General features: G+C 72.3%; 24 protein-coding genes. 12 read left to right on the top strand and 12 right to left on the bottom strand.

Annotation, left to right across the window (positions count from 1 at the left end; all coding sequences use genetic code 11):
- Positions 1-139: 139 nt before the first annotated feature.
- From ACFVWY_RS18155 to ACFVWY_RS18145, 3 genes are read right to left on the bottom strand one after another with little or no spacing between them, the layout of a single operon-like run.
- On the bottom strand, positions 140-517 hold the full coding sequence (locus ACFVWY_RS18155) for a helix-turn-helix domain-containing protein (RefSeq protein ID WP_389873107.1): 378 nt from the start codon (positions 515-517) through the stop codon (positions 140-142).
- On the bottom strand, positions 514-765 hold the full coding sequence (locus ACFVWY_RS18150) for a thiamine-binding protein (RefSeq protein ID WP_389873105.1): 252 nt from the start codon (positions 763-765) through the stop codon (positions 514-516). The genes ACFVWY_RS18155 and ACFVWY_RS18150 overlap by 4 nt, the downstream gene beginning before the upstream one ends.
- A 55-nt stretch (positions 766-820) precedes the next feature.
- Positions 821-2,005, bottom strand: coding sequence for a lactonase family protein (locus ACFVWY_RS18145; RefSeq protein ID WP_389873104.1), 1,185 nt, complete (start codon positions 2,003-2,005; stop codon positions 821-823).
- Positions 2,006-2,229: 224 nt separating this feature from the next.
- Here ACFVWY_RS18145 and ACFVWY_RS18140 point away from each other — a divergent pair, with 224 nt between their 5' ends.
- The 3 genes from ACFVWY_RS18140 (at position 2,230) to ACFVWY_RS18130 (ending at position 5,677) form a co-directional block, all read left to right on the top strand.
- Positions 2,230-3,069, top strand: a complete 840-nt coding sequence (locus ACFVWY_RS18140) for a TIM barrel protein (protein ID WP_389873102.1) — start codon at positions 2,230-2,232, stop codon at positions 3,067-3,069.
- Positions 3,070-3,114: 45 nt separating this feature from the next.
- On the top strand, positions 3,115-4,014 hold the full coding sequence (locus ACFVWY_RS18135) for a 2-hydroxy-3-oxopropionate reductase (protein WP_389873100.1): 900 nt from the start codon (positions 3,115-3,117) through the stop codon (positions 4,012-4,014).
- A gap of 205 nt (positions 4,015-4,219) precedes the next feature.
- Positions 4,220-5,677, top strand: a complete 1,458-nt coding sequence (locus ACFVWY_RS18130) for a catalase (RefSeq protein ID WP_389873098.1) — start codon at positions 4,220-4,222, stop codon at positions 5,675-5,677.
- A gap of 425 nt (positions 5,678-6,102) precedes the next feature.
- Here the strand turns inward: ACFVWY_RS18130 and gcl are convergent, their stop codons facing one another.
- A complete protein-coding gene (gcl, locus tag ACFVWY_RS18125) occupies positions 6,103-7,887 on the bottom strand; it encodes a glyoxylate carboligase (RefSeq protein WP_389873095.1) in 1,785 nt (594 codons plus the stop codon).
- 271 nt (positions 7,888-8,158) lie between these two features.
- On the opposite strand from gcl, the gene ACFVWY_RS18120 reads away from it, so the two are divergent.
- The 4 genes from ACFVWY_RS18120 (at position 8,159) to ACFVWY_RS18105 (ending at position 11,849) form a co-directional block, all read left to right on the top strand.
- Positions 8,159-8,887 (top strand): hypothetical protein, encoded by a 729-nt coding sequence (locus ACFVWY_RS18120; protein WP_389873375.1) that lies wholly within the window; start codon positions 8,159-8,161, stop codon positions 8,885-8,887.
- Between the two features lie 545 nt (positions 8,888-9,432).
- Complete coding sequence (locus ACFVWY_RS18115) at positions 9,433-10,833, top strand: N-acetylmuramoyl-L-alanine amidase (protein ID WP_389873092.1); 1,401 nt, start codon at positions 9,433-9,435, stop codon at positions 10,831-10,833.
- A gap of 153 nt (positions 10,834-10,986) precedes the next feature.
- Positions 10,987-11,550: a GNAT family N-acetyltransferase gene (locus ACFVWY_RS18110; protein WP_389873090.1), complete on the top strand. Its 564-nt coding sequence runs from the start codon at positions 10,987-10,989 to the stop codon at positions 11,548-11,550.
- 77 nt (positions 11,551-11,627) lie between these two features.
- A complete protein-coding gene (locus ACFVWY_RS18105; protein ID WP_389873088.1) occupies positions 11,628-11,849 on the top strand; it encodes a hypothetical protein in 222 nt (73 codons plus the stop codon).
- A 31-nt stretch (positions 11,850-11,880) separates the two neighbouring features.
- Here ACFVWY_RS18105 and ACFVWY_RS18100 read toward each other — a convergent pair whose 3' ends face one another.
- Entirely contained in the window at positions 11,881-13,488 is a 1,608-nt protein-coding gene (locus ACFVWY_RS18100; RefSeq protein WP_389873086.1) for an AMP-binding protein, read from the bottom strand.
- Complete coding sequence (locus ACFVWY_RS18095; RefSeq protein ID WP_389873084.1) at positions 13,485-15,161, bottom strand: AMP-binding protein; 1,677 nt, start codon at positions 15,159-15,161, stop codon at positions 13,485-13,487. Before ACFVWY_RS18095 ends, ACFVWY_RS18100 begins: the two co-directional genes overlap by 4 nt.
- Before the next feature lie 136 nt (positions 15,162-15,297).
- Between ACFVWY_RS18095 and ACFVWY_RS18090 the strand changes: the two genes are divergently transcribed.
- Positions 15,298-16,140, top strand: a complete 843-nt coding sequence (locus ACFVWY_RS18090; RefSeq protein ID WP_389873081.1) for a response regulator transcription factor — start codon at positions 15,298-15,300, stop codon at positions 16,138-16,140.
- Positions 16,141-16,146: 6 nt separating this feature from the next.
- On the opposite strand, the gene ACFVWY_RS18085 is transcribed toward ACFVWY_RS18090, so the two are convergent.
- A complete protein-coding gene (locus ACFVWY_RS18085) occupies positions 16,147-17,298 on the bottom strand; it encodes a winged helix DNA-binding domain-containing protein (protein WP_389873078.1) in 1,152 nt (383 codons plus the stop codon).
- A 122-nt stretch (positions 17,299-17,420) separates the two neighbouring features.
- Between ACFVWY_RS18085 and ACFVWY_RS18080 the strand changes: the two genes are divergently transcribed.
- Both ACFVWY_RS18080 and ACFVWY_RS18075 read left to right on the top strand, forming a co-directional pair.
- A complete protein-coding gene (locus ACFVWY_RS18080) occupies positions 17,421-18,293 on the top strand; it encodes a DMT family transporter (protein WP_389873075.1) in 873 nt (290 codons plus the stop codon).
- Positions 18,294-18,414: 121 nt separating this feature from the next.
- On the top strand, positions 18,415-18,831 hold the full coding sequence (locus tag ACFVWY_RS18075; protein WP_389873072.1) for a cold-shock protein: 417 nt from the start codon (positions 18,415-18,417) through the stop codon (positions 18,829-18,831).
- Positions 18,832-18,867: 36 nt separating this feature from the next.
- Here ACFVWY_RS18075 and ACFVWY_RS18070 read toward each other — a convergent pair whose 3' ends face one another.
- The gene (locus tag ACFVWY_RS18070) at positions 18,868-19,098 is read right to left on the bottom strand and encodes a DUF6296 family protein (protein ID WP_389873069.1); all 231 of its coding nucleotides are present in this window, start codon (positions 19,096-19,098) and stop codon (positions 18,868-18,870) included.
- Positions 19,099-19,312: 214 nt separating this feature from the next.
- Between ACFVWY_RS18070 and ACFVWY_RS18065 the strand changes: the two genes are divergently transcribed.
- Positions 19,313-19,762, top strand: a complete 450-nt coding sequence (locus tag ACFVWY_RS18065; protein ID WP_389873066.1) for a DUF5709 domain-containing protein — start codon at positions 19,313-19,315, stop codon at positions 19,760-19,762.
- Between the two features lie 120 nt (positions 19,763-19,882).
- Positions 19,883-20,251 carry a nuclear transport factor 2 family protein gene (locus ACFVWY_RS18060; protein WP_389873063.1) on the top strand — a complete coding sequence of 123 codons (369 nt, stop codon included), beginning with the start codon at positions 19,883-19,885 and terminating at the stop codon, positions 20,249-20,251.
- Between the two features lie 42 nt (positions 20,252-20,293).
- Here ACFVWY_RS18060 and ACFVWY_RS18055 read toward each other — a convergent pair whose 3' ends face one another.
- Genes ACFVWY_RS18055 through ACFVWY_RS18040 form a run of 4 tightly spaced genes read right to left on the bottom strand, consistent with a single transcriptional unit; the run spans position 20,294 to position 23,246 of the window.
- Positions 20,294-20,794 (bottom strand): SRPBCC domain-containing protein, encoded by a 501-nt coding sequence (locus tag ACFVWY_RS18055; protein WP_389873060.1) that lies wholly within the window; start codon positions 20,792-20,794, stop codon positions 20,294-20,296.
- Positions 20,795-20,821: 27 nt separating this feature from the next.
- Entirely contained in the window at positions 20,822-21,739 is a 918-nt protein-coding gene (locus ACFVWY_RS18050) for an alpha/beta fold hydrolase (RefSeq protein ID WP_389873057.1), read from the bottom strand.
- A 26-nt stretch (positions 21,740-21,765) separates the two neighbouring features.
- Positions 21,766-23,016: a beta-ketoacyl-[acyl-carrier-protein] synthase family protein gene (locus ACFVWY_RS18045; protein WP_389873055.1), complete on the bottom strand. Its 1,251-nt coding sequence runs from the start codon at positions 23,014-23,016 to the stop codon at positions 21,766-21,768.
- Positions 23,013-23,246: an acyl carrier protein gene (locus ACFVWY_RS18040; RefSeq protein WP_389873053.1), complete on the bottom strand. Its 234-nt coding sequence runs from the start codon at positions 23,244-23,246 to the stop codon at positions 23,013-23,015. Before ACFVWY_RS18040 ends, ACFVWY_RS18045 begins: the two co-directional genes overlap by 4 nt.
- Positions 23,247-23,540: the final 294 nt, after the last annotated feature.

Genomic DNA, 23,540 nt, shown 5'->3' with positions numbered 1-23,540 from the left:
GGTCGGTTTTACACCCCCCCCTGCTCACCCCCTCTAAATTTTTTTTTTAATTTGTGGCGGGGGGGGGCGGGCGCCGCCGGCCCCCGGGGGGGCCCCCCCCCCCCGGCTCGCGGCGCCGTTCACCCGGCTGCCGCCCCAACTACGCGCGTTTGGCGGCGTTTTCCCTGTTCAAGTAGTTGTAGACGGTGAAGCGGCTGACGCCCAGCGCGCCCGCCACCGTCTCCACTCCGTGGCGTACGGAGAAGGCGCCACGCGCCTCCAGGGTGCGCACCACCGACTGCTTGGTCCGGCGGTCCAGCTCGGCGAGCGGCATGCCGTGCCGCCGCTCCATGGCGGCCAGGATGTGGTCGAGCGACTCCGAGAGCTGGGGCAGCCGTACGGCTATGACGTCCTCGCCCTCCCAGGCCAGCACGACGTCGTCGCCCTCCGCCTGCTCGGGGCCGAGCAGCTCGGCCCCCATGGCGTCGACGAGCGGCTTGACCGCGCTGACGAGCGGGTGGTCGGCCGGTTCGGTCACTGGGAGTCCTCTCCGACCACGTTGACCTGGAGGGAGACCCGGGTGGCACCCGAATCCAGGGCCTGTCGCAGCAGTGAGTCCACCGCGCCCAGCACCTCGTCCGCGCGCCCTTCCGCCGTGTTGCCGAAGGGGCCCACGTCCACCGCGTCCAGGTCCGCCGCCTGGATGACCTCGCGGGCCACGACCGCGTGGGCGGGCGCCTCGTCGAGATCGAAGGGTTCGGTGGTGAACTCCACTCTCAAGCGCACTGTCTCTCCTCCTGCGTCGGCCGCGCGGCCGCGGCGCGGATCCGCGGGTCAGACCCTAACGGACCTCCGGGTGCGGCAGGACGCAGACGGCGACCGGGGCGGGGAACGCCGGGCCGGTACGGGTCAGGGCGCCGTCGGCGGCGGCGACCTGGAAGACGGTGACCGTGCTCGACCGCTGGTTGGCCGCGAAGAGCAGCCGCCCGTCCGGCGAGAAGGCGGTGTGCCGGGGGAAGTCGCCGCCGACGGGCACGGTGCCGAGCAGGCGCAGTGCGGCCCCGTCCCTCTCGACCGCGTACCGGGTGAGGCTGTTGTGGCCCCGGTTGGCGAGATAGGCGAAGCGGCCGTCGCCGGTGACCAGGAACTGGGCCGGATAGCTGGTCCGGGTGCCGGTACCGGTGGACTGCGGGTCGCCCGGGGTGAGGGTGCCGGTGGCCGGGTCGTAGCGGCAGACGACCGCGGTGTTGTCGAGTTCGCAGGCCAGGTAGGCGAAGCGGCCGGAGGGGTGGAAGGTGAGGTGCCGGGGCCCGGCACCGGGGCGCAGCGCGGCGTACCCGACCTGGTCGAGCCGGCCGCGCTCCTCGTCCAGCCGGTAGGTGTAGACGGTGTCGTTTCCGAGGTCCACGGCGAGGACGTGGCCGCCGTCCGGGCTGGTCAGGATCTGGTGGGCGTGCGGTCCCGACTGGCCGGGGCCGGGCGGCGGGGTGGTGTGGGCGACCAGGCCGGTGCGCTCGCCCAGCGATCCGTCGTCCGCGATCGGGTGCACCGCGACGCTGCCGGAGGTGTAGTTGGCGCTGAGCAGCCAGTGCCCGGTGGGGTGGACGGAGAGGTGGGTGGGCCCGGCTCCGCCCGTGCTCCGTGTGCCCAGTACCCGGTGGGCGCCGTCCGGGGCGAGGGCCACGGCCGTCACGGCGCCCGCGGCCTGCTCGTCGACCGCGTAGACGGTGGTGCCGGAGGGGTGGAGGGCCAGGTACGAGGGGTTGGCCACGCCCGTGATGACGGGACCGACGGTGAGCGCCGCGGTGGCGGGGTCGTAGGACGCCGTGCCGATCCCGGCACCGCCGCCCTGCTCCGAGGTGTACGTGCCGAGCAGCAGCCGCCCCGTGGTGCGCGGGCGCGGGCGGCCCGTGGGCGCCGGGTCCGGCGCGGGGGCCGAGGAGCGCGGGGGCGCGGGCGCCGCCGAGAACGCGGCACCGGCGAGCAGTGCTCCAAGGACGGTACGCCGTGGGGTGGCGTGGTTCATGCGAGGCACCTCTGCGTGGGGGGCGGCTGCATCGGACGCACCGGCCACCCTGGCCCGCATGCGCGCCCCTCGGCAACCCGCACATTCGGGCCATCCCCGCGCCCACCACGCGCGCGGCGCCGGATCCGGATTCCGGCCGCCCCCTTGACAGCTCCCCCACCTCCGGGCACTCTTCCGTTACGCAGAAATCAACTTCCGCCATACGGAAGGAGCGCCGCACCCTCATGGGCTACCCGGACCAGCGCTTCGATGTGAACCTTTCGATCCTCTTCACCGAACTCCCGCTCCTGGAGCGCCCCGCGGCCGCCGCCGCGGCCGGCTTCACGGCGGTCGAGCTGTGGTGGCCCTGGACCGAGACCCCCACCCCGCCGCAGGCCGAGCTCGACGCCCTCAAGAAGGCGCTCGACGACGCGGGCACCCAGCTGGTGGGACTGAACTTCTACGCCGGACAGCTGCCCGGCCCGGACCGCGGCGCGCTCTCCGTGCCGGGCGCCGAGTCGGACCGCTTCCGCGCCAACATCGAGGTGGCGGCCGGCTTCGCCGCCTCGGTGGGCTGCCCGGCGCTCAACGCGCTGTACGGCAACCGGGTCGACGGCGTGGACCCGGCCGCCCAGGACGAACTGGCCCTGGAGAACCTGGTGCTCGCCGCCCGCGCGGCCGGCCGGATCGGCGCGGTCCTGCTGATCGAGACCCTCAACGCCCCGGAGTCCCCGCGTTATCCGCTGGTCAGCGCCCCGGCCGGGATCGCCGTCGTCGACCGGGTCAACGCGGCCACCGGGCTCGGGAACGCGAAGTTCCTGCTCGACCTGTACCACCTGTCGATGAACGGTGAGGACCTGAGCCAGGTCATCGCGGCGTACGCCGGCCGGACCGGCCACGTCCAGATCGCCGACAGCCCGGGGCGCGGCGCGCCCGGCACCGGCTCGCTCCCGCTGGAGCGGCTCCTCGACGAGCTGACGAAGGCCGGATACGACGGCTGGGTCGGCCTGGAGTACAAGCCCGGCGACCGGCCGAGCGCCGAGTCCTTCGACTGGCTCCCGGCCGCCGCGCGGGCCGCCCGCTGAGAGCGGCGCACCTCCTCGTACACACGCTTATCGGAAGGCACCCTCATGAGCAGCACCCTCCCCAAGGTCGCGTGGGTCGGACTCGGCATCATGGGCTCCCCCATGGCGGAGAACCTGGTCAAGGCCGGGTACGACGTCACCGGTCACACCCTGGAGCAGGCGAAGATCGACCGGCTGGCCGCGGCGGGCGGCACCGGCGCGGCCTCCGTCGCCGAGGCGGTCCGGGACGCGGACGTCGTCATCACGATGGTGCCCGCCTCCCCGCAGGTCGAGGCGATCGCCTACGGCCCCGACGGCATCCTGGAGAACGTCCGCCCCGGCACGCTGCTCATCGACATGTCCTCGATCACTCCGCAGACCTCCGTGAACCTCGCGAAGAACGCGCAGGACAAGGGCGTCCGGGTGCTCGACGCCCCGGTCTCCGGGGGTGAGGCCGGTGCGGTCGAGGCGGTGCTCTCGATCATGGTCGGCGGTGAGCAGAGCGACTTCGACGCGGCCCTGCCCCTCTTCCGGGCCCTGGGAAGGACGATCGTGCTGTGCGGTCCGCACGGCTCCGGCCAGACGGTGAAGGCCGCCAACCAGCTGATCGTCGCGGTCAACCTCCAGGCCTGCGCCGAGGCCGTGGTCTTCCTGGAGAACTCCGGGGTGGACCTGGCGGCCGCCCTGGACGTCCTCAACGGCGGACTGGCCGGTTCGACCGTACTGACCCGCAAGAAGGAGAACTTCCTCAAGCGGGACTTCGCGCCGGGATTCCGGATCGACCTGCACCACAAGGACATGGGCATCGTCACCGGCGCCGCCCGCAACGTCGGCGCCGCGCTGCCCGTCGGCGCCGTGGTCGCCCAGCTGATCGCCTCGCTGCGCGCCCAGGGCGACGGCGGACTGGACCACTCGGCCCTGCTGCGCGCGGTCGAGCGACTGTCGGGCCGTCCCGTCCAGGGCTGACCGGCCCGGCAACTCCCCTGCTTCCGGACGGCGTCGGCGCTGACACCTGTCCTGTCGCGCCCAGGCGTCGGCGCCGTCCGGAACACCAGCCACGAATTCAACAAACTGTTGACGACGGGTTCGGGGCGTACTTACGCTCCTGGAGCCCCGAGCCGTCGCAGTCCAGCAGCTCAGCAGCCCCCGTATGGAAGGTCGCTCCTCCACCATGACGCAGCGTGTGCTCACGACCGAGTCCGGCGCCCCGGTCGCCGACAACCAGAACTCCGCCACCGCAGGCGTCGGTGGCCCGGTCCTCCTCCAGGACCAGCACCTCCTGGAGAAGCTGGCCCGCTTCAACCGTGAGCGCATTCCGGAGCGCGTGGTCCACGCCCGCGGCTCCGGCGCGTACGGCTACTTCGAGGTGACCGACGACGTCACCGGCTTCACCCGGGCCGGCTTCCTCTCCGCGATCGGCAAGCGCACCGAGACGTTCATCCGCTTCTCCACCGTCGCCGACTCCCTCGGCGGCGCGGACGCGGTCCGCGACCCGCGCGGCTTCGCCCTCAAGTTCTACACGGACGAGGGCAATTACGACCTGGTCGGCAACAACACCCCGGTGTTCTTCATCAAGGACCCGATCAAGTTCCCCGACTTCATCCACTCACAGAAGCGCGATCCCTTCACCGGCCGCCAGGAGCCGGACAACGTCTGGGACTTCTGGGCCCACGCGCCCGAGGCGACGCACCAGGTCACCTGGCTGATGGGGGACCGCGGCATTCCCGCCTCCTACCGCCACATGAACGGCTACGGCTCGCACACGTACCAGTGGACGAACGCCGCGGGCGAGACCTTCTTCGTCAAGTACCACTTCAAGACGAACCAGGGCGTGCGTTCCCTCTCCAGCGAGCAGGCCGCCGAACAGGCCGGAAAGGACGCCAACTCGCACCAGACGGACCTGCTCCAGGCCATCGAGCGTGGGGTGAACCCGTCCTGGACTCTGTACGTGCAGGTCATGCCAGCCGCCGAGGCGGCGGGCTACCGCTTCAACCCGTTCGACCTGACGAAGGTGTGGCCGCACCGCGACTACCCGCTCCAGCGGGTGGGCCGCCTGGTCCTGGACCGCAACCCGGAGAACGTCTTCGCCGAGGTCGAGCAGGCCGCGTTCTCGCCGAACAACTTCGTGCCCGGCATCGGGCCCTCGCCGGACAAGATGCTCCAGGGCCGCCTGTTCGCCTACGCGGACGCGCACCGCTACCGGCTGGGCGTCAACCACACCCAGCTCCCGGTGAACGCTCCGCGCACCGCCGTCGTGGACAACTACGGCCGCGACGGCCTGCACGCCACCCGCAACGGCTCCCGCCACGACAAGAACTACGAGCCCAACTCGTACGCGGGCCCGGCCCAGACCGACGCCGCGCTCAGCGCCCCGCTCGCGGTCCACGGCTGGACCGGCACCCACGCGGCACCCTCCCACGCCAAGGACGACGACTTCTTCCAGGCGGGCGAGCTCTACCGGCTCATGTCCGAGGACGAGAAGGGGCGCCTGGTGGCGAACATCGCCGGCGGACTGTCCCAGGTGAGCCGCGACGACGTGATCGAGAAGAACCTCGCCCACTTCCACGCCGCCGACGCCGACTACGGCCGCCGCGTCGAGGAGGCCGTCCGCTCCCTGCGCGAGGACTGATCCCTCCTCCCCCGAGCCCTGCTCGCGCCGCGCATCTGGATGAGGGTGCCGCGTGGCGCGGGCAGGACGGGCCGCGGCGGTGTGCGACGCCAGTGCGGTGGCGAGGCCGGGACGCTCCCGTCCCCTGACCTGAAGAGGACGGGCCTTCCCGGCCGGTCGCCACCGCCGCGGCCCCCGTCGCATTGTGTTGCGTTGTGTTGTGTTGTGATTTCGGCATGCCGGTTTGCCGCATGCCGGATTTCTTCCTGTCGGATTCCCGCGGATTCCCGCGGACTCCCGCGCCAGGGCGCGGAGCACGGATACGGTCCCCGTGCTCCGCGCCCTCTCACGTGCGGCGGGCATGGCCCCGCGGAGGAATAGCCGCGGCCCCCGCCCCCGGTGACCGGGGACGGGGGCCATGGACCGCCGACGGGCCGTACGGGCCGTCAGGAGGCGGCGAGCGGGCGGACGGCGGTCGGCGCGTGGGCCGCTTCCGTCGCCAGGTCCTCGAACTCGTTGACGGACGCGATGTCCGTACCGCTCATCGCGATGTTGGTCACGCGCTCCAGGATCGCCTCGACGACCACCGGCACCCGGAACTCCGCGGCCAGCTTCTTGGCCTCCTCGAAGGCGGGCAGCAACCGGTCCGGCTCGGTGACCCGGATCGCCTTGCAGCCCAGGCCCTCGACGACCTTGACGTGGTCCACCCCGTACACACCGAGCTCCGGCGAGTTGAGGTTCTCGAACTCCAGCCTGACCTGGAAGTCGACAGCGAAGGTGCGCTGCGCCTGACGGATCAGCCCCAGGTAGGAGTTGTTCACCAGGACGTGCACGTACGGGATGCGGTGCTGTGCGCCGACGGCCAGTTCCTCCAGCATGAACTGGAAGTCGTAGTCGCCGGAGAGCGCGACGACCGAGCCCTCCGGGTCGGCGGTGGCGACGCCCAGCGCGGCCGGGATCGTCCAGCCCAGCGGGCCCGCCTGGCCGCAGTTGATCCAGTGGCGCGGCCGGTAGACGTGCAGCATCTGCGCACCGGCGATCTGGGAGAGGCCGATCGTGGTGACGTAGCGGGTCTCGGGGCCGAAGGCCCGGTTCATCTCCTCGTACACCCGCTGCGGCTTCAGCGGCACGTTGTCGAAGTGGGTGCGGCGCTGGAGGGCGGCACGGCGGTGCTGGGTGGACGCGGCCCACTCGGAGCGGTCCTTGAGCGCTCCGGCCCCCTTCCGCTCGCGCGCCACCTCGATGAACAGGTCCAGCGCCGCCCCGGCGTCGGAGGCGATGCCGAGGTCGGGGGCGAAGATCCTGCCGAGCTGGGTCGGTTCGATGTCGACGTGGACGAACGTCCGGCCCCGGGTGTAGACGTCCAGCCTGCCGGTGTGGCGGTTGGCCCAGCGGTTGCCGATGCCGAGGACGAAGTCGGACTCCAGGAAGGTCGCGTTGCCGTAGCGGTGCGAGGTCTGGAGGCCGACCATGCCCGCGTTCAGCTCGTGGTCGTCGGCGATGGTGCCCCAGCCCATCAGGGTCGGGACGACCGGGACGCCGGTCAGCTCGGCGAACTCCACCAGGAGCGCGGAGGCATCTGCGTTGATGACGCCTCCGCCCGCGACGATCAGCGGACGCTCGGAGGCGTCCAGCAGGTCCAGGGCGCGCTCGATCTGCCGGCGGCTCGCGGCGGGCCGGTGCACCGGCAGCGGCTCGTACAGCCCGGGGTCGAACTCGATCTCGGTGAGCTGCACGTCGATCGGCAGGTCGATGAGGACCGGGCCGGGGCGGCCGGAGCGCATCAGATGGAAGGCCCGCTGGAAGACGCCGGGGACCTGCGCGGCCTCCAGGACGGTCGTCGCGGACTTGGTCACAGGCGCCGCGATCGAGGCGATGTCGACCGCCTGGAAGTCCTCCTTGTGGAGCACGGCGGTCGGGGCCTGGCCGGTGATGCAGAGGATCGGGACGGAGTCGGCGAGGGCGGAGTACAGGCCGGTGATCATGTCGGTGCCGGCCGGGCCCGACGTACCGACGCAGACGCCGATGTTCCCGGGGCGTGCCCGGGTGTAGCCCTCCGCCATGTGGGAGGCGCCCTCGACGTGGCGGGCGAGGGTGTGATGAACCCCGCCGGCCGCCTTGAGGGCCGCGTAGAAGGGGTTGATCGCCGCACCCGGCACACCGAACGCGTTGCTGACGCCTTCGCGCTTGAGGATCTCAACTGCCGCTCGGGCAGCGGTCATTCGAGGCATGGGTCGCTCCTGCTCGGACCTGGTGGAGTCGGGCTCTGTCGCGCCAGCCTGAGAGCACCAATTCCGCATGACGGAAACTTGATTCTGTTATACGGAAGTCAATGTAGGACGCACCCCTGTGGCCGTCAAGAGACCGCGCACGGCGCCGCCAGGGCACGGGTGATGACGGGAAGTGCGGCGGTTCACGCCCCGGAACGGCGCTCCTGATGGACGATGGGGGCCTGGACGGGACCGGCCCGGAGGAAGGGCCGGGGCGCGGAGGGAGACCATGGTGGAAGCTGTGCCGGTACGCTGCCCGGCCTGCCGCCGCGACCACGCGTACCGTCCGCCGTCCTACCCCTGCCCGTGCGGGGCACCGACCGCCCCGCCCGTGGTGCCCGGCGCCCCGGTCGTCCGGATCACCCACCGGGCCTGGGAGGACGACTGGGTGACGGTGCGCTGCGAGGCCTGCGGGCGCCGGGACCAGTGGCCGCGGCCGGAGCTGTGCTGCCCGTGCGGAACGGTGCTGCGCGTCCCGGTCCGCCCGGCCCCGGCCCCCGGCCGCGACGCGGCGCCCGAGGGCCCGTCCCGCCCCGCCGCTCCCCCGCGCGTGCCCCCGCCGCACACCGCCCCGGCCCCCCGGCCCGCCTTCCGGGCCACCCCCATCCACGGCGCGGGCGACGCCCTGGCGACCGCGGCCCGCTATCTGGGCTGGCTGGGCTACCACGACGTGGCGCGGCCCTCCCGCCCCTCGGCCACCCGGATCGACCTGCGGGCCACCGGGGTGATGGCCCAGGTCGACACGGTCCCCCGGCCGACCTCGCTGCGCGATGTCGAGTGCCTCTGGCTGCACGCGCTCAGCGCCCAGGTCACCGGCGTCCTCTTCTCACTCTCCGGGTACGCGCCGGACGCGGCGGCACGGGCGGATGTGCTGCGCGTGCCCCTGTTCACGATGGACGCGGCGGGTACGCCCCGGCCGGTCAACGGCCCGGCCGACGAGCTGCTCGGCACCGGGACCTAGGGTCTTTCGTTTGGATCAGGCTGGATCAGGGAGCGGGGGCTGGTGCGTGCAGCTGCAAGGCGGAGGAAGGAGCCGACGCGGAGCGTCGGTGACTGACGACAACGCGGCAGATGTGCGTGCCGGCCCCCGCGAGCCCGGCATGATCCAAACGAGAGGCCCTAGCGCCTTCGGACCGCCGCACGCCACCCGCCGCACGCCGTGCACCCCCTGGCGCTTCCCCGGGCACCCGGCTTCGCCCGGACAGGGGTCTCCCCTGCCCGCCACAGGGGCGGAGTCGCCCTCGTGCGCCCCGTACGAGGACGCTGCTCCGCCTCGCGCGCGCACGCACCCGGCGACGGCAGTCCGACGGCGTCGCGACGACAGGACCCAGGCGCATTTCCCTGTGAGGCCGGGGACGCAGGTGGCGGCCCGTTCCACGAACTCATATGCGGGGTAAGTGAGTTGCTGATGCTTCGCACCTCCGACACGCGCGCCTGATCTACTGTCATGCCCTCGACACAACCGATACTCTGTGCTGTTTCCTCCCTCTACAGCCAGGAGTGCCCATGCCCAGACGAGTACCGGCAGCGGCCAGGCTCCGTGTGACGGTGCTGGCCGCTGTCGTCGCCGCCGCCCTGTCCACGACCGGGGTCCAGGCCACCGCCGCCACGCCGTCGCAGGACCGCACCCCGATGAACACCGCCTTCGAGCAGGCGGCGAAGAAGTACGAGGTCCCCCGGGACCTGCTGGCCGCGGTCGGCTACGGCGAGACCCACCTCGACGGCCACGACGGCAAGCCGAGCCAGGCCCGCGGATACGGCGTCATGCATCTGGTCAGCAACCCCGTCAACCGCTCTCTGCACAAGGCCGCCAAGCTCACCGGCCACTCTCCCGCCGAGCTGCGCCACGACACCGCGGCGAACATCGAGGGCGGCGCCGCCGTACTGCGCGCGCACGCCGACGCACTGGGCCTCGGCCGCGCCGAACGACGCGATGTCAACGCCTGGTACCCGGCCGTCGCCCGCTACAGCAACGCCAAGGGCGCCACCGCCGCCCTCTACGCGGACGCCGTCTACGAGTTCCTCGCCAAGGGCATCAGCGCGGTGGCCGAGGGCGAGAAGGTGACCATCACCGGCCGTGGCGTTGCCCCGGAGAAGGGCGCGTACAAGAACAGCGGCAGCGGCTTAGGCGCCACGAGCACGGACTACCCGCCCGCGCTCTGGGTTCCGGCCTCCCCCAGCAACTACGACACCGGGCGCTCCACGACGATCCGCGCGATCGTCATCCACGTCACCGAGGGCTTGTACGCGGGCACGGTCAGCTGGTTCCAGGACCCGGTGTCGCAGACCAGCGCGCACTACGTGGTCCGTTCCTCGGACGGCGAGGTCACGCAGATGGTGCGGGACTCCGACACGGCGTGGCACGCGCGTTCCGGCAACCCCTACTCCGTGGGCATCGAGCACGAGGGCTTCATCGACGACCCGAGCTGGTTCACGGACTCGATGTACCGGTCGTCGGCCGCGCTCACCAAGCACCTGGCCGACCGGTACGGCATTCCCAAGGACCGCGCCCACATCGTGGGCCACGTCGAGGTTCCCGGCAACGACCACACGGACCCGGGCCCGAACTGGGACTGGGACTACTACATGAAGCTGGTCGGGGGCTCCGGCGGCACCCCGGAGAACCGCTACTGGGTCGACACCTTCGCCGACGCACCCGGCTACGCCTCCCCGACCTCGACGATTCAGACGGGCACCCTCTACAAGGGCACCAACTACGTCTTCTGCAAGGTCTGGGGCCGGGAGATCAGCGACCCCGAAGGCCACTACAACCACTGGTGGCTGCGCACCGACCTCGACGTGGGCCCGGCCAACCAGTACGTCTCCGCGTACTACCTCTCGCGCTGGGGCAACGACGAAGCGCGCGACAACAACGGAGCCGAGATCCCCACCTGCGCAGACGCCTGACCCCACACCGGTCCTCACCGCCGTCCGCCCGCGGTGAGGACCGGCCACGCCCGGAGAGCACCGGAGCACCACCCACGCCTGCGGCCCGCCGCCGTCGCCGCCCGGCAGTCCGGCCACGCGGAACGCGGCCTCCCGGGGCGACATACTGTGCGCATGCGCATCCGTACCGCCCGCCGCACCGATCTTCCCCTGCTCCAGGAGATCGAACGCGCCGCCGGTGAACCCTTCCGCACGCTCGGCATGGACACCATCGCGGACGACGACCCGCCGCCGCTCGGCCTGCTGGACACGTACCGGCGGGCGGGCCGCGCCTGGGTCGCCGTGGACCCGGCGGACCGCCCGGCCGGCTATCTGATCGCCGACCCGGTCGACGGGGCCGTCCACATCGAGCAGGTCTCCGTCCACCCGTCCGCCGCGCGGCGCGGAGTGGGGCGCACCCTCATCGACCACCTCGCCGCGTGGGCGGGCGGGCACGGCACGCGGGCGCTCACGCTCACGACCTTCGCCGACGTGCCCTGGAACGCGCCGTACTACGCCCGTCTCGGATTCCGCGTCCTTGACGAGGACGAACTCACCGACGGGCTGCGACGGATCAGGGTCCAGGAAGGTGAACACGGTCTGAACCGCTGGCCACGGGTCTGCATGCGGCGCGCGATCCCGCACCCCACCGGCCCCACGGGCCCCCGGCAGCTCACCGGAACCGACCGGCAACACTGAGTGCAATCGGTCACGTTCACGCCTGGGGGGCCACAAATGTTCGGCCGGTGTCAGTGGCCGCCCTTAAGGTAGTGGTCATGGCTTTAACTCCACGTCACACGCCTACCGGCGACCGCCCGCGCGCCTCCCGGCGGGCCACCCCGTCCGCCGCCCGGACGAACGAGGCGATCCGCGCGTTCGTCGACGCCCAGGCCGGCCAGGAATGGTCCTCCGTGGAGTCCGCCGCCTACGAAGTGCTGCTGATCGAGTGGGCGGCCGCCACCCGGGATGTCACCGGCGGCATCATCGAAGCCGCCTGACGGCCCCGGGGCGGCCCGCCCCTCGCGGCGCCTACTCCCCGTATCCCTCCCGCAGTTCGATCTTCCGGACCTTCCCGCTGACCGTCATCGGGAAGCCGTCCATGATCCGCAGCCGCCTCGGGACCTTGTAGTGCGCCAGCTGCTCGCGGCAGAAGTCCGTGATCTCCTCCAGGGCCGGCGGGTCCGCCGCGTCCCTCGGGATGACACAGGCCAGGATCTCCTCGCCGTAGGTGTCGTCGGGAACGCCCACCACCTGCACATCGGCGATCTTCGGGTGACCGTAGAGGAACTCCTCGATCTCCCGCGGATACACGTTCTCGCCACCCCGGATGATCATGTCCTTGATCCGGCCGACGATCTGTACGTAGCCGTCCTCCCGCATCACCGCGAGGTCGCCGGTGTGCATCCAGCGGCCCGCGTCGATGACCTCGGCGGTCCGCTCCGGCTGCTCCCAGTAGCCGAGCATCACGCTGTACCCGCGGGTGCGCAGTTCGCCGGGTACGCCGCGCTCCAGCGTCACCCCGGTCACCGGGTCGACGACCTTGACCTCGATGTGCGGCAGCACCCGGCCGACGGTACCGGTACGGCGCTCCAGGTCGTCGTCGCGGCGGGTCTGGGTGGAGACCGGCGAGGTCTCCGTCATGCCGTAGCAGATGGACACCTCGTCCATGTTCATCTCCGCGACGACCCGCTTCATCACCTCGGCCGGGCACGGCGATCCGGCCATGATCCCGGTGCGCAGCGAGGAGAGGTCGTACGAGGCGAAGTCCGGGAGGTTCAGCTCCGCTATGAACATGGTGGGCACCCCGTAGAGCGATGTGCACCGCTCCTGCTGCACGGCGGCGAGCACGGCCCCGGCCTCGAAGGCCGGGGCGGGTATGACGACGCAGGCGCCGTGCGAGGTCGCGGCGAGGTTCCCCATGACCATGCCGAAGCAGTGGTAGAAGGGGACCGGCAGACAGATCCGGTCCTGCTCGGTGTAGGCGACCGACTCCCCCACGAAGTACCCGTTGTTGAGGATGCTGTGGTGGGAGAGGGTGGCGCCCTTGGGGAAACCGGTGGTGCCGGAGGTGTACTGGATGTTGATCGGGTCGTCGCAGGACAGCTCCGCTTCCCTGGCGGCGAGCTGTTGCGCCGTCACGGTCCCGGCCCCGGCCAGCAGCTCGTCCCAGGACGGGTCGCCGATGTAGTGCACCGCGCGCAGCGCCGGGCAGTCGGCGCGCACCTGGCCGACCAGGGCGCGGTAGTCGCTGGTGCGGTGCGCGAGCGAGGAGACCAGCAGGCGGACCCCGGCCTGCCGCAGCACGTACGCCAGCTCGTGCGCACGGTAGGCGGGGTTGATGTTGACCATGACCGCGCCGATGCGCGCGGTGGCGTACTGCACGAGCACCCATTCCGGGCAGTTGACCGCCCAGATCCCGACCCGGTCGCCCTTGACGACCCCCGAGGCCATCAGGGCGCGGGCCAGCTCATCGACCGCGGTGCCGAACGCGCTGTACGTCCAGCGCCGCCCGGAGACGACGTCGACCAGCGCCTCGCGGTCGCCGTACGCCTCGATCGCGCGGTCCAGGTTGCGGCCGATGGTGTCGCCGAGCAGCGGCGTGGTGCCGGTGCCGTGCGCGTAGGAGAGTGCATTCATCGCAGATCACCCTCGTCGTACTCGGTGCCGGTGCCCTGGGCCGTGCGTTCGCGCAGCTCGATGCGGCGGATCTTGCCGGAGACGGTCTTGGGCAGCTCGGCGAACTCCAGCTTGCGGATGCGCTTGTACGGGGCGAGAACCGCACGGGAGTGCTCGAACAGCGCCTTCGCGGTGTCCGGTCCGGGCTCCCATCCCTCGGCGAGCACGACATACGCCTTCGGGACGGCGAGGCGGACGGGGTCGGGGGCCGGGACGACGGCGGCCTCGGCGACCGCCTCGTGCTCCAGCAGCGCGCTCTCCAGCTCGAAGGGGCTGATCTTGTAGTCACTGGCCTTGAAGACGTCGTCGGCCCGGCCCACGTACGTGATGTAGCCGTCGGCGTCCCGCGAGCCGATGTCACCGGTGCGGTAGTAGCCCCCGGCCATGGCCTCGGCGGTGCGGTCCGGATCGCCGTGGTAGCCGGTCATCAGGCCCAGCGGGCGGGCCGAGAGGTCGAGCGAGATCTCGCCCTCGGCGGCGCCGGGCTCACCGGTGACCGGGTCCAGCAGCTCCACCTTGAACCCGGGGCTGGGCCGCCCCATCGACCCGGCCTTCAGCAGCTGACCGGGGGTGTTGGCGACCTGGACGGCGGTCTCGGTCTGGCCGAAGCCGTCCCGGATGGTGACACCCCACACCCGCCGGACGGTCTCGATGACCTCCGGGTTCAGCGGCTCACCGGCCGCGACGACCTCGCGCGGCGGGGTCTTCAGCTGGGCGAGGTCCGCCTGGATCAGCATCCGCCAGACGGTCGGCGGGGCACAGAAGCTGGTGACACCCGAGCGGTCCATCTCGGCCATCAGCCGGGCCGCGTCGAAGCGGGTGTAGTTGAAGATGAAGACGGTCGCCTCGGCACTCCACGGCGCGAACAGATTCGACCAGGCGTGCTTGGCCCAGCCGGGCGAGGAGATGTTGAGGTGGACGTCGCCGGGCTTCAGCCCGATCCAGTACATCGTCGCCAGGTGGCCCACGGGGTAGGAGACATGGGTGTGCTCGACGAGCTTGGGGCTGGCGGTGGTGCCGGAGGTGAAGTAGAGCATCAGCGGCTCGTCGGCGTCGGTCTCCCGGTCCGCCTCGAAGACCTCGGACTGCTCGTCGGCCCCGGAGTACGGGAGCCAGCCGGGCACGTCCTGGCCGACCACGATCCGGGTGTAGCCGCCGGGCACCTCGTCGAACTTGGCGGTGTCGGTGTCCCGGACCAGGACGTGCCGGACCCGGCCGCGCTCCACCCGGTCGCGCAGGTCCACCGGGCCGAGCAGCGGGGTGGCGGGGATGACCACGGCGCGCAGTTTCATCGCGGCGAGCGCGGTCTCCCACAGCTCGACCTGGTTGCCGAGCATCACGAGGATCCGGTCCCCGGCCCGTACGCCCTGGGCGCGCAGCCAGTTCGCCGCCTGGTTGGACCGGGCGGACATCCGGGCGAAGGAGACCTCGGTACGGCCGCCGTCCTCCTCCACGATGTGCAGGGCGGTGCGGTCGTTGTTCTCGGCGATGGCGTCGAACCAGTCGAGCGCCCAGTTGAAATGGTCGGTCCTGGGCCAGCTGAAGCCCTCGTACGCCGCTTGGTAGTCCTCGCGGTACTTCAGGAGAAAGTCCCGGGCGGCCCGGAATGTCTCCGTCGCACTGGTTGCCGACATGTGCCCTCCTCAATTGCGGACCGGACCGGTCACTTAGCATCATTCAAACAGTGACCCAGGTCTCACTACCCCCGAACGGGGGTACGGCGGGGCGGCCGAGCCCCCCTGCCCCGGGCCCGGGTGGGAAGGCGCCAGCGTGCCGGAATACGTCGATGCGGTCGAAATGCAGACAGCGCTGCTGCGGTTGCGCCGGACCAGTGGCCTGCCCGTGGCCTTCGGCGGGCTGCTCTCGGACGCCCGCCATGCCCGGATCGCCGAGCTGAACGGGGCGCAGACCGCCGCCCTGCGCGGCCTGGTGATCTCGGCGGGCAGCGGGCTCGGCGGCAAGGCGATCGCCCTGTCCCGGCCGTGCGCGGTGACCGATTACCACTCCTCGCGCCACATCAGCCACGAGTACGACCTGGCGGTCGCCGCTGAGGGGCTGCGCTCGGTGGTCGCGGTCCCGGTCGTGGTCCGGCGCAAGGTGCGCGGCGTGCTGTACGGGGCGCTGCGCGAGCCGGTCACACTCGGCGACCGCACCTTCGACGCGGCGGTGGCCGCCGCCCGCGACGTGGAGCAGGCCCTGGTCGTACGGGACGAGGTGCAACAGCTGCTCACCACGGCCCGGGAGCAGGTCACCGACCCGCGGGCCACCCCGGAGGCGTGGGAGGACGTCCGCGAGGCCCACCGCGAGCTGCGCGCCCTGGTCCCGAAGGTGGACGACCCGGCACTGCGCGACGAACTGCTCGGGGTGTGCGGGCGGCTCGCCTCCGCGGCCGGGGGCCGTACGCCGGCGCCCTGCGGGGTGCGGCTGGCACCGCGCGAGCTGGACGTGCTGGCCTGCGTGGCGGCGGGGGCGACGAACGCGGCGGCGGCGAAGCGGCTCGGGCTGCGGGCGGAGACGGTGAAGGGCTATCTGCGCTCGGCGATGCGGAAACTGGGCGCGCACACCCGGCTGGAGGCGGTGGTGGCGGCCCGGCGCGCGGGGCTGCTGCCCTAGGGCCCGTCAGCCGAAGTCGACGAAGGCGGCGAACCGGATGTCGCAGGCGTCGGCGGCGCCCGGTTCCGCCATGACGGAGAGCATCCGCCGGGCCTCCTCGGTGACCGCGTCGCACTCCGTCGGGCCGAGGCCGCCGAGCGGCTGCACGGTGAGCACCTCCGGGCGGGCGCCCGGCCGCCCGGCGCCGTCCTGCCGCCAGATCGCCGCGAGGAAGCCGTCGACGAGCACCGTGCCGTACGTCTGGTTTCCCCGGCCCATGCGCCCGTGGAACCGGGGCGGGATGACCCGGCCGCGGTCCGCGTGGCCGAGCAGCACGTTGTCGAACTCGGGCAGGAAGCGCGGTGGGGCCGGGGTGTCCTCGGCCGGGCGCGGCGCGTCCGGCAGGTCGAAGAGTTCGGCCCCGTTCTCGTCCCGGAAGGTGACCAGCCGGGGCCGCAGCCGCTCGAAGACCTCCCGCAGCCGGGTCAGCCCGGCCCAGGCCTGCATGTCCTTCACCGAGGCCGGTCCGAAGGCCGCGAGGTAGCGCAGCACGGCGGTGTCCGGCGCGGGGGCCGGTCGTGCGGGGACGCCCAGCCAGTGCTCGGCGGTGGTCAGCACGACCCGCCCGCTGCGGCCCCACACCCCGCGCGGGGTCACCTGGACCAGCGGGAGCAGGCAGCGGGCGGCGATGCCCAGGGCCTGCGGGTCGGCCTCGGGCCACTCGGTGTGCAGCGCCTCGCGGATCTCCCCGGGTGTCCGGGGCCGCTCCTCGACCAGCGCGGCGGCGAGGGACCGCAGCCGGTCGAGGTCCACTCCGGTGAGCCCGGCGCGGAAGATCCGCAGCTCCCGGTCGCGGGCCGGCTGGACGAGAGGGCGCAGGCTCAGCACGTCGTCGGCGGTGTGCAGGTGGATGGTGGAGCGCAGGGTGACGATGCGGGCCACCTCGCGGGACTCCATCAGCGCGGCCAGTTCCGCGGGGGCGAAGCCGTCGAGGCGGGCGGCGAGCTGGTAGTAGGGCGGTCTGGTGTTCTGCGCCTGGAGGCCGACCAGATGGGCCACGGCGTCCTTCGCGGGCATCGCCGTGCGGCGCAGCAGCAGCTGGCGCTCCAGGGTGGCCCGGTTCAGTGCGCGGCGGGAGAGCAAGGCGGATGAGACGGCGGAGTTCTTCGTGATGGCCATGACGGCACGCTACGTACCCTTGCGGACAGTTCCGGTCCTCATCGGCCCCCTCGTCCTCCTCGGTGCGTCCGCCGTGGCGCGGGTACCGCGATCGCGGGGCGGGCGCCCGCATCATGGGGCGGGTGATCAGCGTTCTGTTCGCCCTTCTCACCGCGCTGAGCAACGGCTCCGCCTCCGTGCTCCAGCGCCGCGCCGCCCGCACCGTCCCCGACAGTGAGGCGATGCGGCTGTCGCTGATCGGACATCTGCTGCGCCGTCCGCTGTGGCTGGCGGGGATCGGGCTGGTGATCGTCGCGGCGGTCTGCCAGGCGGTGGCGCTGGCCACCGGGCCGATCGCCGTGGTCCAGCCGATCTTCGTGATCGAACTGCCCGCCACCCTGCTGATGGCCGCGTCCGTGATGCGGGTCCGGCTGCCCCGGCGGACCTGGTACGGGGTGGCGGCCGTGACGCTGGGGCTGGCGCTGGGCATGGCCTCGGCGGCCCCCGGCGGCGGATCGGCGTCGGTGCCCGCGCTGGCCTGGATTCCCGCGCTGGTGCTGACCGGGCTCTTCGAGGCCGCGCTGATCGCCGCAGCGCTGGGCAGCCGCGGCAACACCCGGGGCGCGCTGCTCGGGCTGGCCGCCGCCTGCGGGTACGCCCTGACGGCCGCGCTGATGAAGGACGCCATGGCCCGGCTGACGGACGGCGGGGTGGGGGCCCTGTTCTCGGCCTGGCAGCTGTACGCCATGGCGGCGGCCGGGGTGGGCGCGCTCTTCCTGCTCCAGAACGCCCTCCAGGCGGGCACGCTGGTGGCCGTACAGCCGATGCTGACCCTCGGGGACGCGCTGATCAGCGTGGCGTACGGCGTGACGCTGTTCGGCGAGGACCTGCGTACCGGATGGTGGCTGCTGCCGGTGGCGGTGGCGCTCGCCCTGATCGCGGCGGGCTGTGTGGAGCTGGCCCGTTCCCCGCTGGCGGCCGGGGATCCGCGTCCCCCGGCCCGCCGGGTGGATTGAGTCATCCCCGACCGGGGCCCGAGCCGCCGGGTCGCGCCGCCCGTCCGCTCGGCGCTATTCTCCCCCTCTGGACATGTGCGGTGTTGCGGGCAAGGGGCCCGTGTTCTTCTTGGGGGTTGGTGTGGTTTCTGGTCGCGTTGTGCGGTTCGACGGAGCTCGGGGGTACGGCTTCATCGCACCCGATCACGGTGGTGAGGATGTCTTTCTCCACGTCAACGACTTGCTGATCCCGGAGTCGTACGTCCATACGGGTACGGCGGTGGAGTTCGAGATCGAGGACGGCGAGCGTGGGCTGAAGGCGTCGTCCGTGCAGCTCGCCGAGGGGGCCACCGGGAAGCCGCTGACCCCGCCGCGGACCGTGCCGCACGCGGTGTCCGACGACGACGCTCTGTGCGATGTGCTGAGCGGAGCGGAGTTCACCCGGGCGGTGACCGATCTGCTGCTGGAGTCGGCTCCGACGCTGACGGGCACACAGATCCTCCAGGTCCGGCGCAGTCTGCTGCAGTTCGCCAAGAACCACGGCTGGACCGAGGGCTGACGTGGCCCCGGCGGGCCGGACGGCCCGCCGGACGGCTCAGCCGGTCCGTTCGCGTACCACCAGTGGGGTGCCGAGCACCTGGTGTCCGCCACTGGCCAGCATGCGCACCTCTCCCCGGTCGCTGATCTCCGCGCGCACGATGCCGGTCTCGTCCTCGTACACCGGGAATCCGCCCGCCCCCGACTGCTCGGTGCGGTGGACGGTCACGGTGTCGTCCTCGACGGCGGACGCCTGAAATACCAGTTGGTAGGTCTCCGGGTAGTCCATGTCCTCGTCTCCGATGCGGGCGGGGCAGAGCGGGTTCCGCCCGCATCTTCCATGGTCTCTCCGTCCGGCCGGTGGCGCCCGGCCGGACGGTCCACGGCTGCGGGCCCGCGCCCATCCCCTTTATCCTGAGACCGTACGGGCGGTTCGACGGCGCTCGGGCGCGTATCGCAGGCCCGGCCCCCTTTTTCCCGCAGCCGGGAAGGGAGAGACCACGATGGATGCCGACAGGGGAGACGACGTCTACCAGCCGCAGCAGTCGCAGGCCGCGGACCTCACCGAGCAGCTGGACGTCGAGGACACCCTGGACAACCGGGGGCTGGACGACGCGCTGGACGAGGGCTATTCGCCGCCCGAGCGGCCGTGGGCGGTGGAGGACCGGGGCACCACCGCCGCCGAGCAGCGCGACGGCGAGCCGCTGGAGAGCCGCCTGGCCCGCGAACTGCCCGACGACCCCGGCACCGTCGGCGACGGCCTGGGCGATCTGCCGGACGGTGACGGCGAGCTGTGGGACGCGGAGGTCGGTACGGTACGCGCCGGCCGGCTCACCCGGCAGCTGGACATCGACGAGCCGGACACCATGGCGGGCGAGGACGTCGGGATCGACGGGGCGGGCGCCTCCGCCGAGGAGGCCGCCATGCACGTGGTGGCGGACGGCCGGGGCTGAGCCTCCGGCGCCGCTCCGGACCACCATGACCTCGGAGGTAATCGACGCTCCCCGCGGCGTCGGACATCGTGTGTCCCACCGGACCGGCCGAGGGCCGGGCCCTGAGGAGAGGACCCCACGATGACCGCGTACGACGACGCCGTCCAGCGCTACTTCGCCGCCTGGAACGCCTCCGGTGAAGAGAGGACGGCGAAGGCCGTCGCGGCCGCCTTCACCGAGGACGCCACCTACACCGACCCGCTGGCCGAGGTGAGCGGGCACGACGGGCTGGTGACACTGATCGGCGGCGCCCGGCAGCAGTTCCCCGGCTTCGAGTTCCGGCCCACCGGCGCCCCGGACGGGCATCACGCGCTCGTGCGATTCAGCTGGGAACTGGTCTCGGTCGCCGACGGTTCGGCGCCCGTCGCCGGGTCGGACGTGATCGCCCTCGCCGACGACGGGCGCATCACCTCGGTCAGCGGATTCCTGGACCGGGTGCCGGGCGCCTGAGGCCCTCCGAGGAGGGCGGGGGTCCACCGCCGGTCGCCGCGCTCAGGCCGGTTCGTCGAGGAACTTCCCGCCCTCCAGCAGGGTCTTGAGCGTGGACAGGATCGCCACCCAGCCCTCACTCACGCCCTCCAGCATCCTGCTGTCCGGGCTGTCGAAGCCGTCGTGGGTGAGGGTCAGCCTGATCCCCAGCTCGGGCTCCGCGGCCGGTTCGATGTCGAAGGAGACCTTGGACCGCTCCCGGACGGCCCGCTCCCACTCCTCGTCCGAGGCGAAGTCGAACATCTGACGGTGCATCGGCTGAAGGGTGTGCCAGCTGTACGCGAGCCGCCGGCCGGGCTCGGCCGCCAGGACCCGCTGGCCGACCTCCTCGAACTCACCGTCCGGGTCCATCTTCCAGCGGACCGGCGCACCGGGCTCCCAGGTGGAGTCGGGCCCGTAACCGCCCATGTAGATCCTGATGAGCCCGGGGTCGGTCAGTGCCTGGTAGAGCTTCTCGGCGGAGGTCTGGATGTAGAGGCGGTAGACGAACTCGGGCTGGTCCATGGCCTTTTCTCCGGATCTGGTCAGGGGTTACGGGGCATCGGCACGGGGCGGTCCGGCCGGTGCGTGCGGGGCCCGGCTCCGCACGGGCAGCGCGGCGAGCCCGGGGGACGGTTCCAGCGGGCGGTCGGTGAAGAAGCGGGCCACAAGGTCCGCCACGTCGTCCGGGCGCTCCAGGACGACCCAGTGGTCGGACTCGCCGATCGTGAGGAACCGGCTGCCCTCGATGGTGGCGGCGAAGTCCCGCTGCCGCTCTGGCGAGGTCACCGTGTCGTGCTCGCCCGCGAAGACCAGGGCGGGCACGCCGGTCAGCCCGCCGGAGAAGTCCGGCCGCTGCTCCAGCGCCCGGTGAAGCGAGCGCACCGCGTGCGGGGAGTGGGTGAGGGCGTACAGGAACGAGCGCCGCACATAGCGCTGCGCCAGCTCGCGGCGGTGGACGCGCCGTTCGGGGTCCTGGCACATCAGCACCTCGGCGGCCAGCCCGGCCAGCCCCGCCAGGTCGCCGGTGTCGAGCCGGGCGACGGCGCGGGCCCACTGGGTGCGCTGCTCCTCGGTGATGTGGGCGGGCACTCCGCCGAGCGCCAGCCGGGCGATCCGGCCGGGGTACCGGCGGGCACAGCCGAAGGCGATCGACGTACCGTACGAGAAGCCGAACAGGTTGGCCCGCTCGACGCCCAGGTCGTCGATGATGCCGATGACGGCGTCCTGCAGGACCTCGGTGCCGGTGCCGGGCGGTAACGGGTCCGCCCCGCCCATACCGGGCAGGTCGGCGGTGATCACGCAGGCCAGCGGCCCGAGGTGGTCGTCCATCTGCGGCCAGCCGTACATGCCCTGGAGGGCGCCGCCGAGGACGACGACCGGTTCGGTGCGTGGCGAGGGCTGCCGCAGCAGCCGGTAGCCGTAGCGCAGCCCGTCCACCGACAGGGTCCGGATGATCTCGTCGGCCATGGGTCGCGTGCCTCTTGGTTTCCGGGTCAGGCCCTGGTGAGAACGAGTGCGGCGTTGTGTCCGCCGAATCCGAGCGAGGTCTTGACGGCCGCGTCGAAAGCCGCGGGCCGGGCCTCCTTGCTCACCACGTCGACGGGGATCGCGGGATCGGGGGCGTCGAGGTTGACGGTGGGCGGCACGAGGCCGTGCTGGAGCGCCAGTACGGTCAGCGCGGTCTCGATGCCGCCCGAGGCGCCCAGGGCGTGCCCGGTCATCGCCTTCGTCGAGGTGACCAGGGGGTGTTCACCGAGGACCCGGTGGAGCACCGTCGCCTCGATGAGGTCGTTGGAGACCGTGGAGGTGCCGTGGGCGTTGACATGGCCGATCTCCCGGGCCGTGACCCCGGCGTCGGCGAGCGCGGCCCGCAGGGCCCGCTCGATGCCCAGGCCCCCGGGTTCGGGGGCGACGGCGGAGTACGCGTCGCTGGAGGCGGCGTACCCCGCGATGTGGGCGCGGACGGTGGCGCCGCGGGCCCGTGCGTGCTCCGGCCGTTCCAGCACCAGGAGCCCGGCGCCCTCTCCGACGACGAAGCCGTCCCGGTGGACATCGAACGGGCGGCAGGCCGCCGTGGGGTCCTCACGCCGGGTGGAGACCGCCTTGAGCTGGCAGGCGCTGGCGATGAGCAGCCGGGAGCAGACCGATTCGGCGCCGCCCGCCACGACGATGTCGCAGGCGCCGGTGCGGAGCATCTGGTGGGCGGTGCCGAGGGCGACGGTGCCGGAGGAGCAGGCGGTGGAGACGGCCTGGCTGGGACCGAGGACGCCGAGGTCGGTGGCGACGCTGCTGGCGGCACCGTTGACGACGGTGAGAGGAGCGAGCTTCGGGGAGACCCGGCGGGCGCCGCGTTCGGTGAGGAGGGTGTGCTGCTCGTCGTAGAAGGGCAGCCCGCCGTGGGCGGAGCCGATGACGACGCCGACCCGTCCGGCGTCCCAGACCGCGGGGTCGAGACCGGCGTCGGCGACGGCCTCGCGGGCCGCGATGACGGCCAGCTGGGCGAAGCGGTCCATGAGCCGCGCGATCGCCACCCCTAGCTCCGCGCGCGGGTCGAGACCGGTGATGGTGTACATGAAGTCACAGGGCAGGCCGTCGAGTTCGGGCCGGTGCGGGACGCAGGGCGGATCGGTCACCTCGGTGACGGCCCGCCAGGTCGCCTCCGTGCCGACGCCCGCGGCGGTGACCAGGCCGATGCCGGTGACGGCGGCGGCGAACGGCTCCGGACGGAACGGACGGCCCGTCACGCGGCGGCCCTGCGGTGTACCGCGTCGACGAGCTGGCCGACGGTGTCCCGCGAGGTCAGCTGCACATCGTCGAGGTCGACGCGGAGCCGGTCCTCGATGAGCAGCCGCAGCTCCTCCAGCGCCAGTGAGTCGAGCCGGAGGTGACGGAGCGACACCTCGGGGCGGATGGCGTGCGGGTCGGTGCCGAAGTTCGCCACCAGCAAGGTGCTGATCTCTTCTGCCGTGCTCATGCGGCGCTCCTGCGCTCTCATACGCGGTGACGCCCTGCCGCGTGAGGTGTGCGTGCCGTCGGGGGACGCCGGCCGGTCCGGAGAAACCATTTATACGCCTTCGCGACGGTAGAACCGGTCCACGTTCGCCCGTGCGGTGGAGGGAGGCCAGGTGTGCGAATTCGAGGATCCCGGCGCCCGACACGCCGCGCAGATGATTGTCATGCTCGGAACAGACGGATAATCTGATCGCGCTTCGCGGCCCTCGGCCCACCCCACTCGGGCCCGGGGGCCGTTCTTTCTCCCCCACCGAGC

It is taken from the genome of Streptomyces sp. NPDC058195, from assembly GCF_042883525.1.
Taxonomy (GTDB): domain Bacteria; phylum Actinomycetota; class Actinomycetes; order Streptomycetales; family Streptomycetaceae; genus Streptomyces.
This window is presented reverse-complemented; position numbering and strand designations above follow the sequence as displayed.

Bases quoted from the DNA above. Each gene is read 5' to 3' on its own strand.
- ACFVWY_RS18145 (WP_389873104.1), bottom strand. From the start codon at position 2,005: ATGAACCACGCCACCCCACGGCGTACCGTCCTTGGAGCACTGCTCGCC.
- ACFVWY_RS18140 (WP_389873102.1), top strand. From the start codon at position 2,230: ATGGGCTACCCGGACCAGCGCTTCGATGTGAACCTTTCGATCCTCTTC.
- ACFVWY_RS18135 (WP_389873100.1), top strand. From the start codon at position 3,115: ATGAGCAGCACCCTCCCCAAGGTCGCGTGGGTCGGACTCGGCATCATG.
- ACFVWY_RS18130 (WP_389873098.1), top strand. From the start codon at position 4,220: ATGACGCAGCGTGTGCTCACGACCGAGTCCGGCGCCCCGGTCGCCGAC.
- gcl (WP_389873095.1), bottom strand. From the start codon at position 7,887: ATGCCTCGAATGACCGCTGCCCGAGCGGCAGTTGAGATCCTCAAGCGC.
- ACFVWY_RS18115 (WP_389873092.1), top strand. From the start codon at position 9,433: ATGCCCAGACGAGTACCGGCAGCGGCCAGGCTCCGTGTGACGGTGCTG.
- ACFVWY_RS18110 (WP_389873090.1), top strand. From the start codon at position 10,987: ATGCGCATCCGTACCGCCCGCCGCACCGATCTTCCCCTGCTCCAGGAG.
- ACFVWY_RS18105 (WP_389873088.1), top strand. From the start codon at position 11,628: ATGGCTTTAACTCCACGTCACACGCCTACCGGCGACCGCCCGCGCGCC.
- ACFVWY_RS18100 (WP_389873086.1), bottom strand. From the start codon at position 13,488: ATGAATGCACTCTCCTACGCGCACGGCACCGGCACCACGCCGCTGCTC.
- ACFVWY_RS18095 (WP_389873084.1), bottom strand. From the start codon at position 15,161: ATGTCGGCAACCAGTGCGACGGAGACATTCCGGGCCGCCCGGGACTTT.
- ACFVWY_RS18085 (WP_389873078.1), bottom strand. From the start codon at position 17,298: ATGGCCATCACGAAGAACTCCGCCGTCTCATCCGCCTTGCTCTCCCGC.
- ACFVWY_RS18070 (WP_389873069.1), bottom strand. From the start codon at position 19,098: ATGGACTACCCGGAGACCTACCAACTGGTATTTCAGGCGTCCGCCGTC.
- ACFVWY_RS18065 (WP_389873066.1), top strand. From the start codon at position 19,313: ATGGATGCCGACAGGGGAGACGACGTCTACCAGCCGCAGCAGTCGCAG.
- ACFVWY_RS18060 (WP_389873063.1), top strand. From the start codon at position 19,883: ATGACCGCGTACGACGACGCCGTCCAGCGCTACTTCGCCGCCTGGAAC.
- ACFVWY_RS18055 (WP_389873060.1), bottom strand. From the start codon at position 20,794: ATGGACCAGCCCGAGTTCGTCTACCGCCTCTACATCCAGACCTCCGCC.
- ACFVWY_RS18050 (WP_389873057.1), bottom strand. From the start codon at position 21,739: ATGGCCGACGAGATCATCCGGACCCTGTCGGTGGACGGGCTGCGCTAC.
- ACFVWY_RS18040 (WP_389873053.1), bottom strand. From the start codon at position 23,246: ATGAGCACGGCAGAAGAGATCAGCACCTTGCTGGTGGCGAACTTCGGC.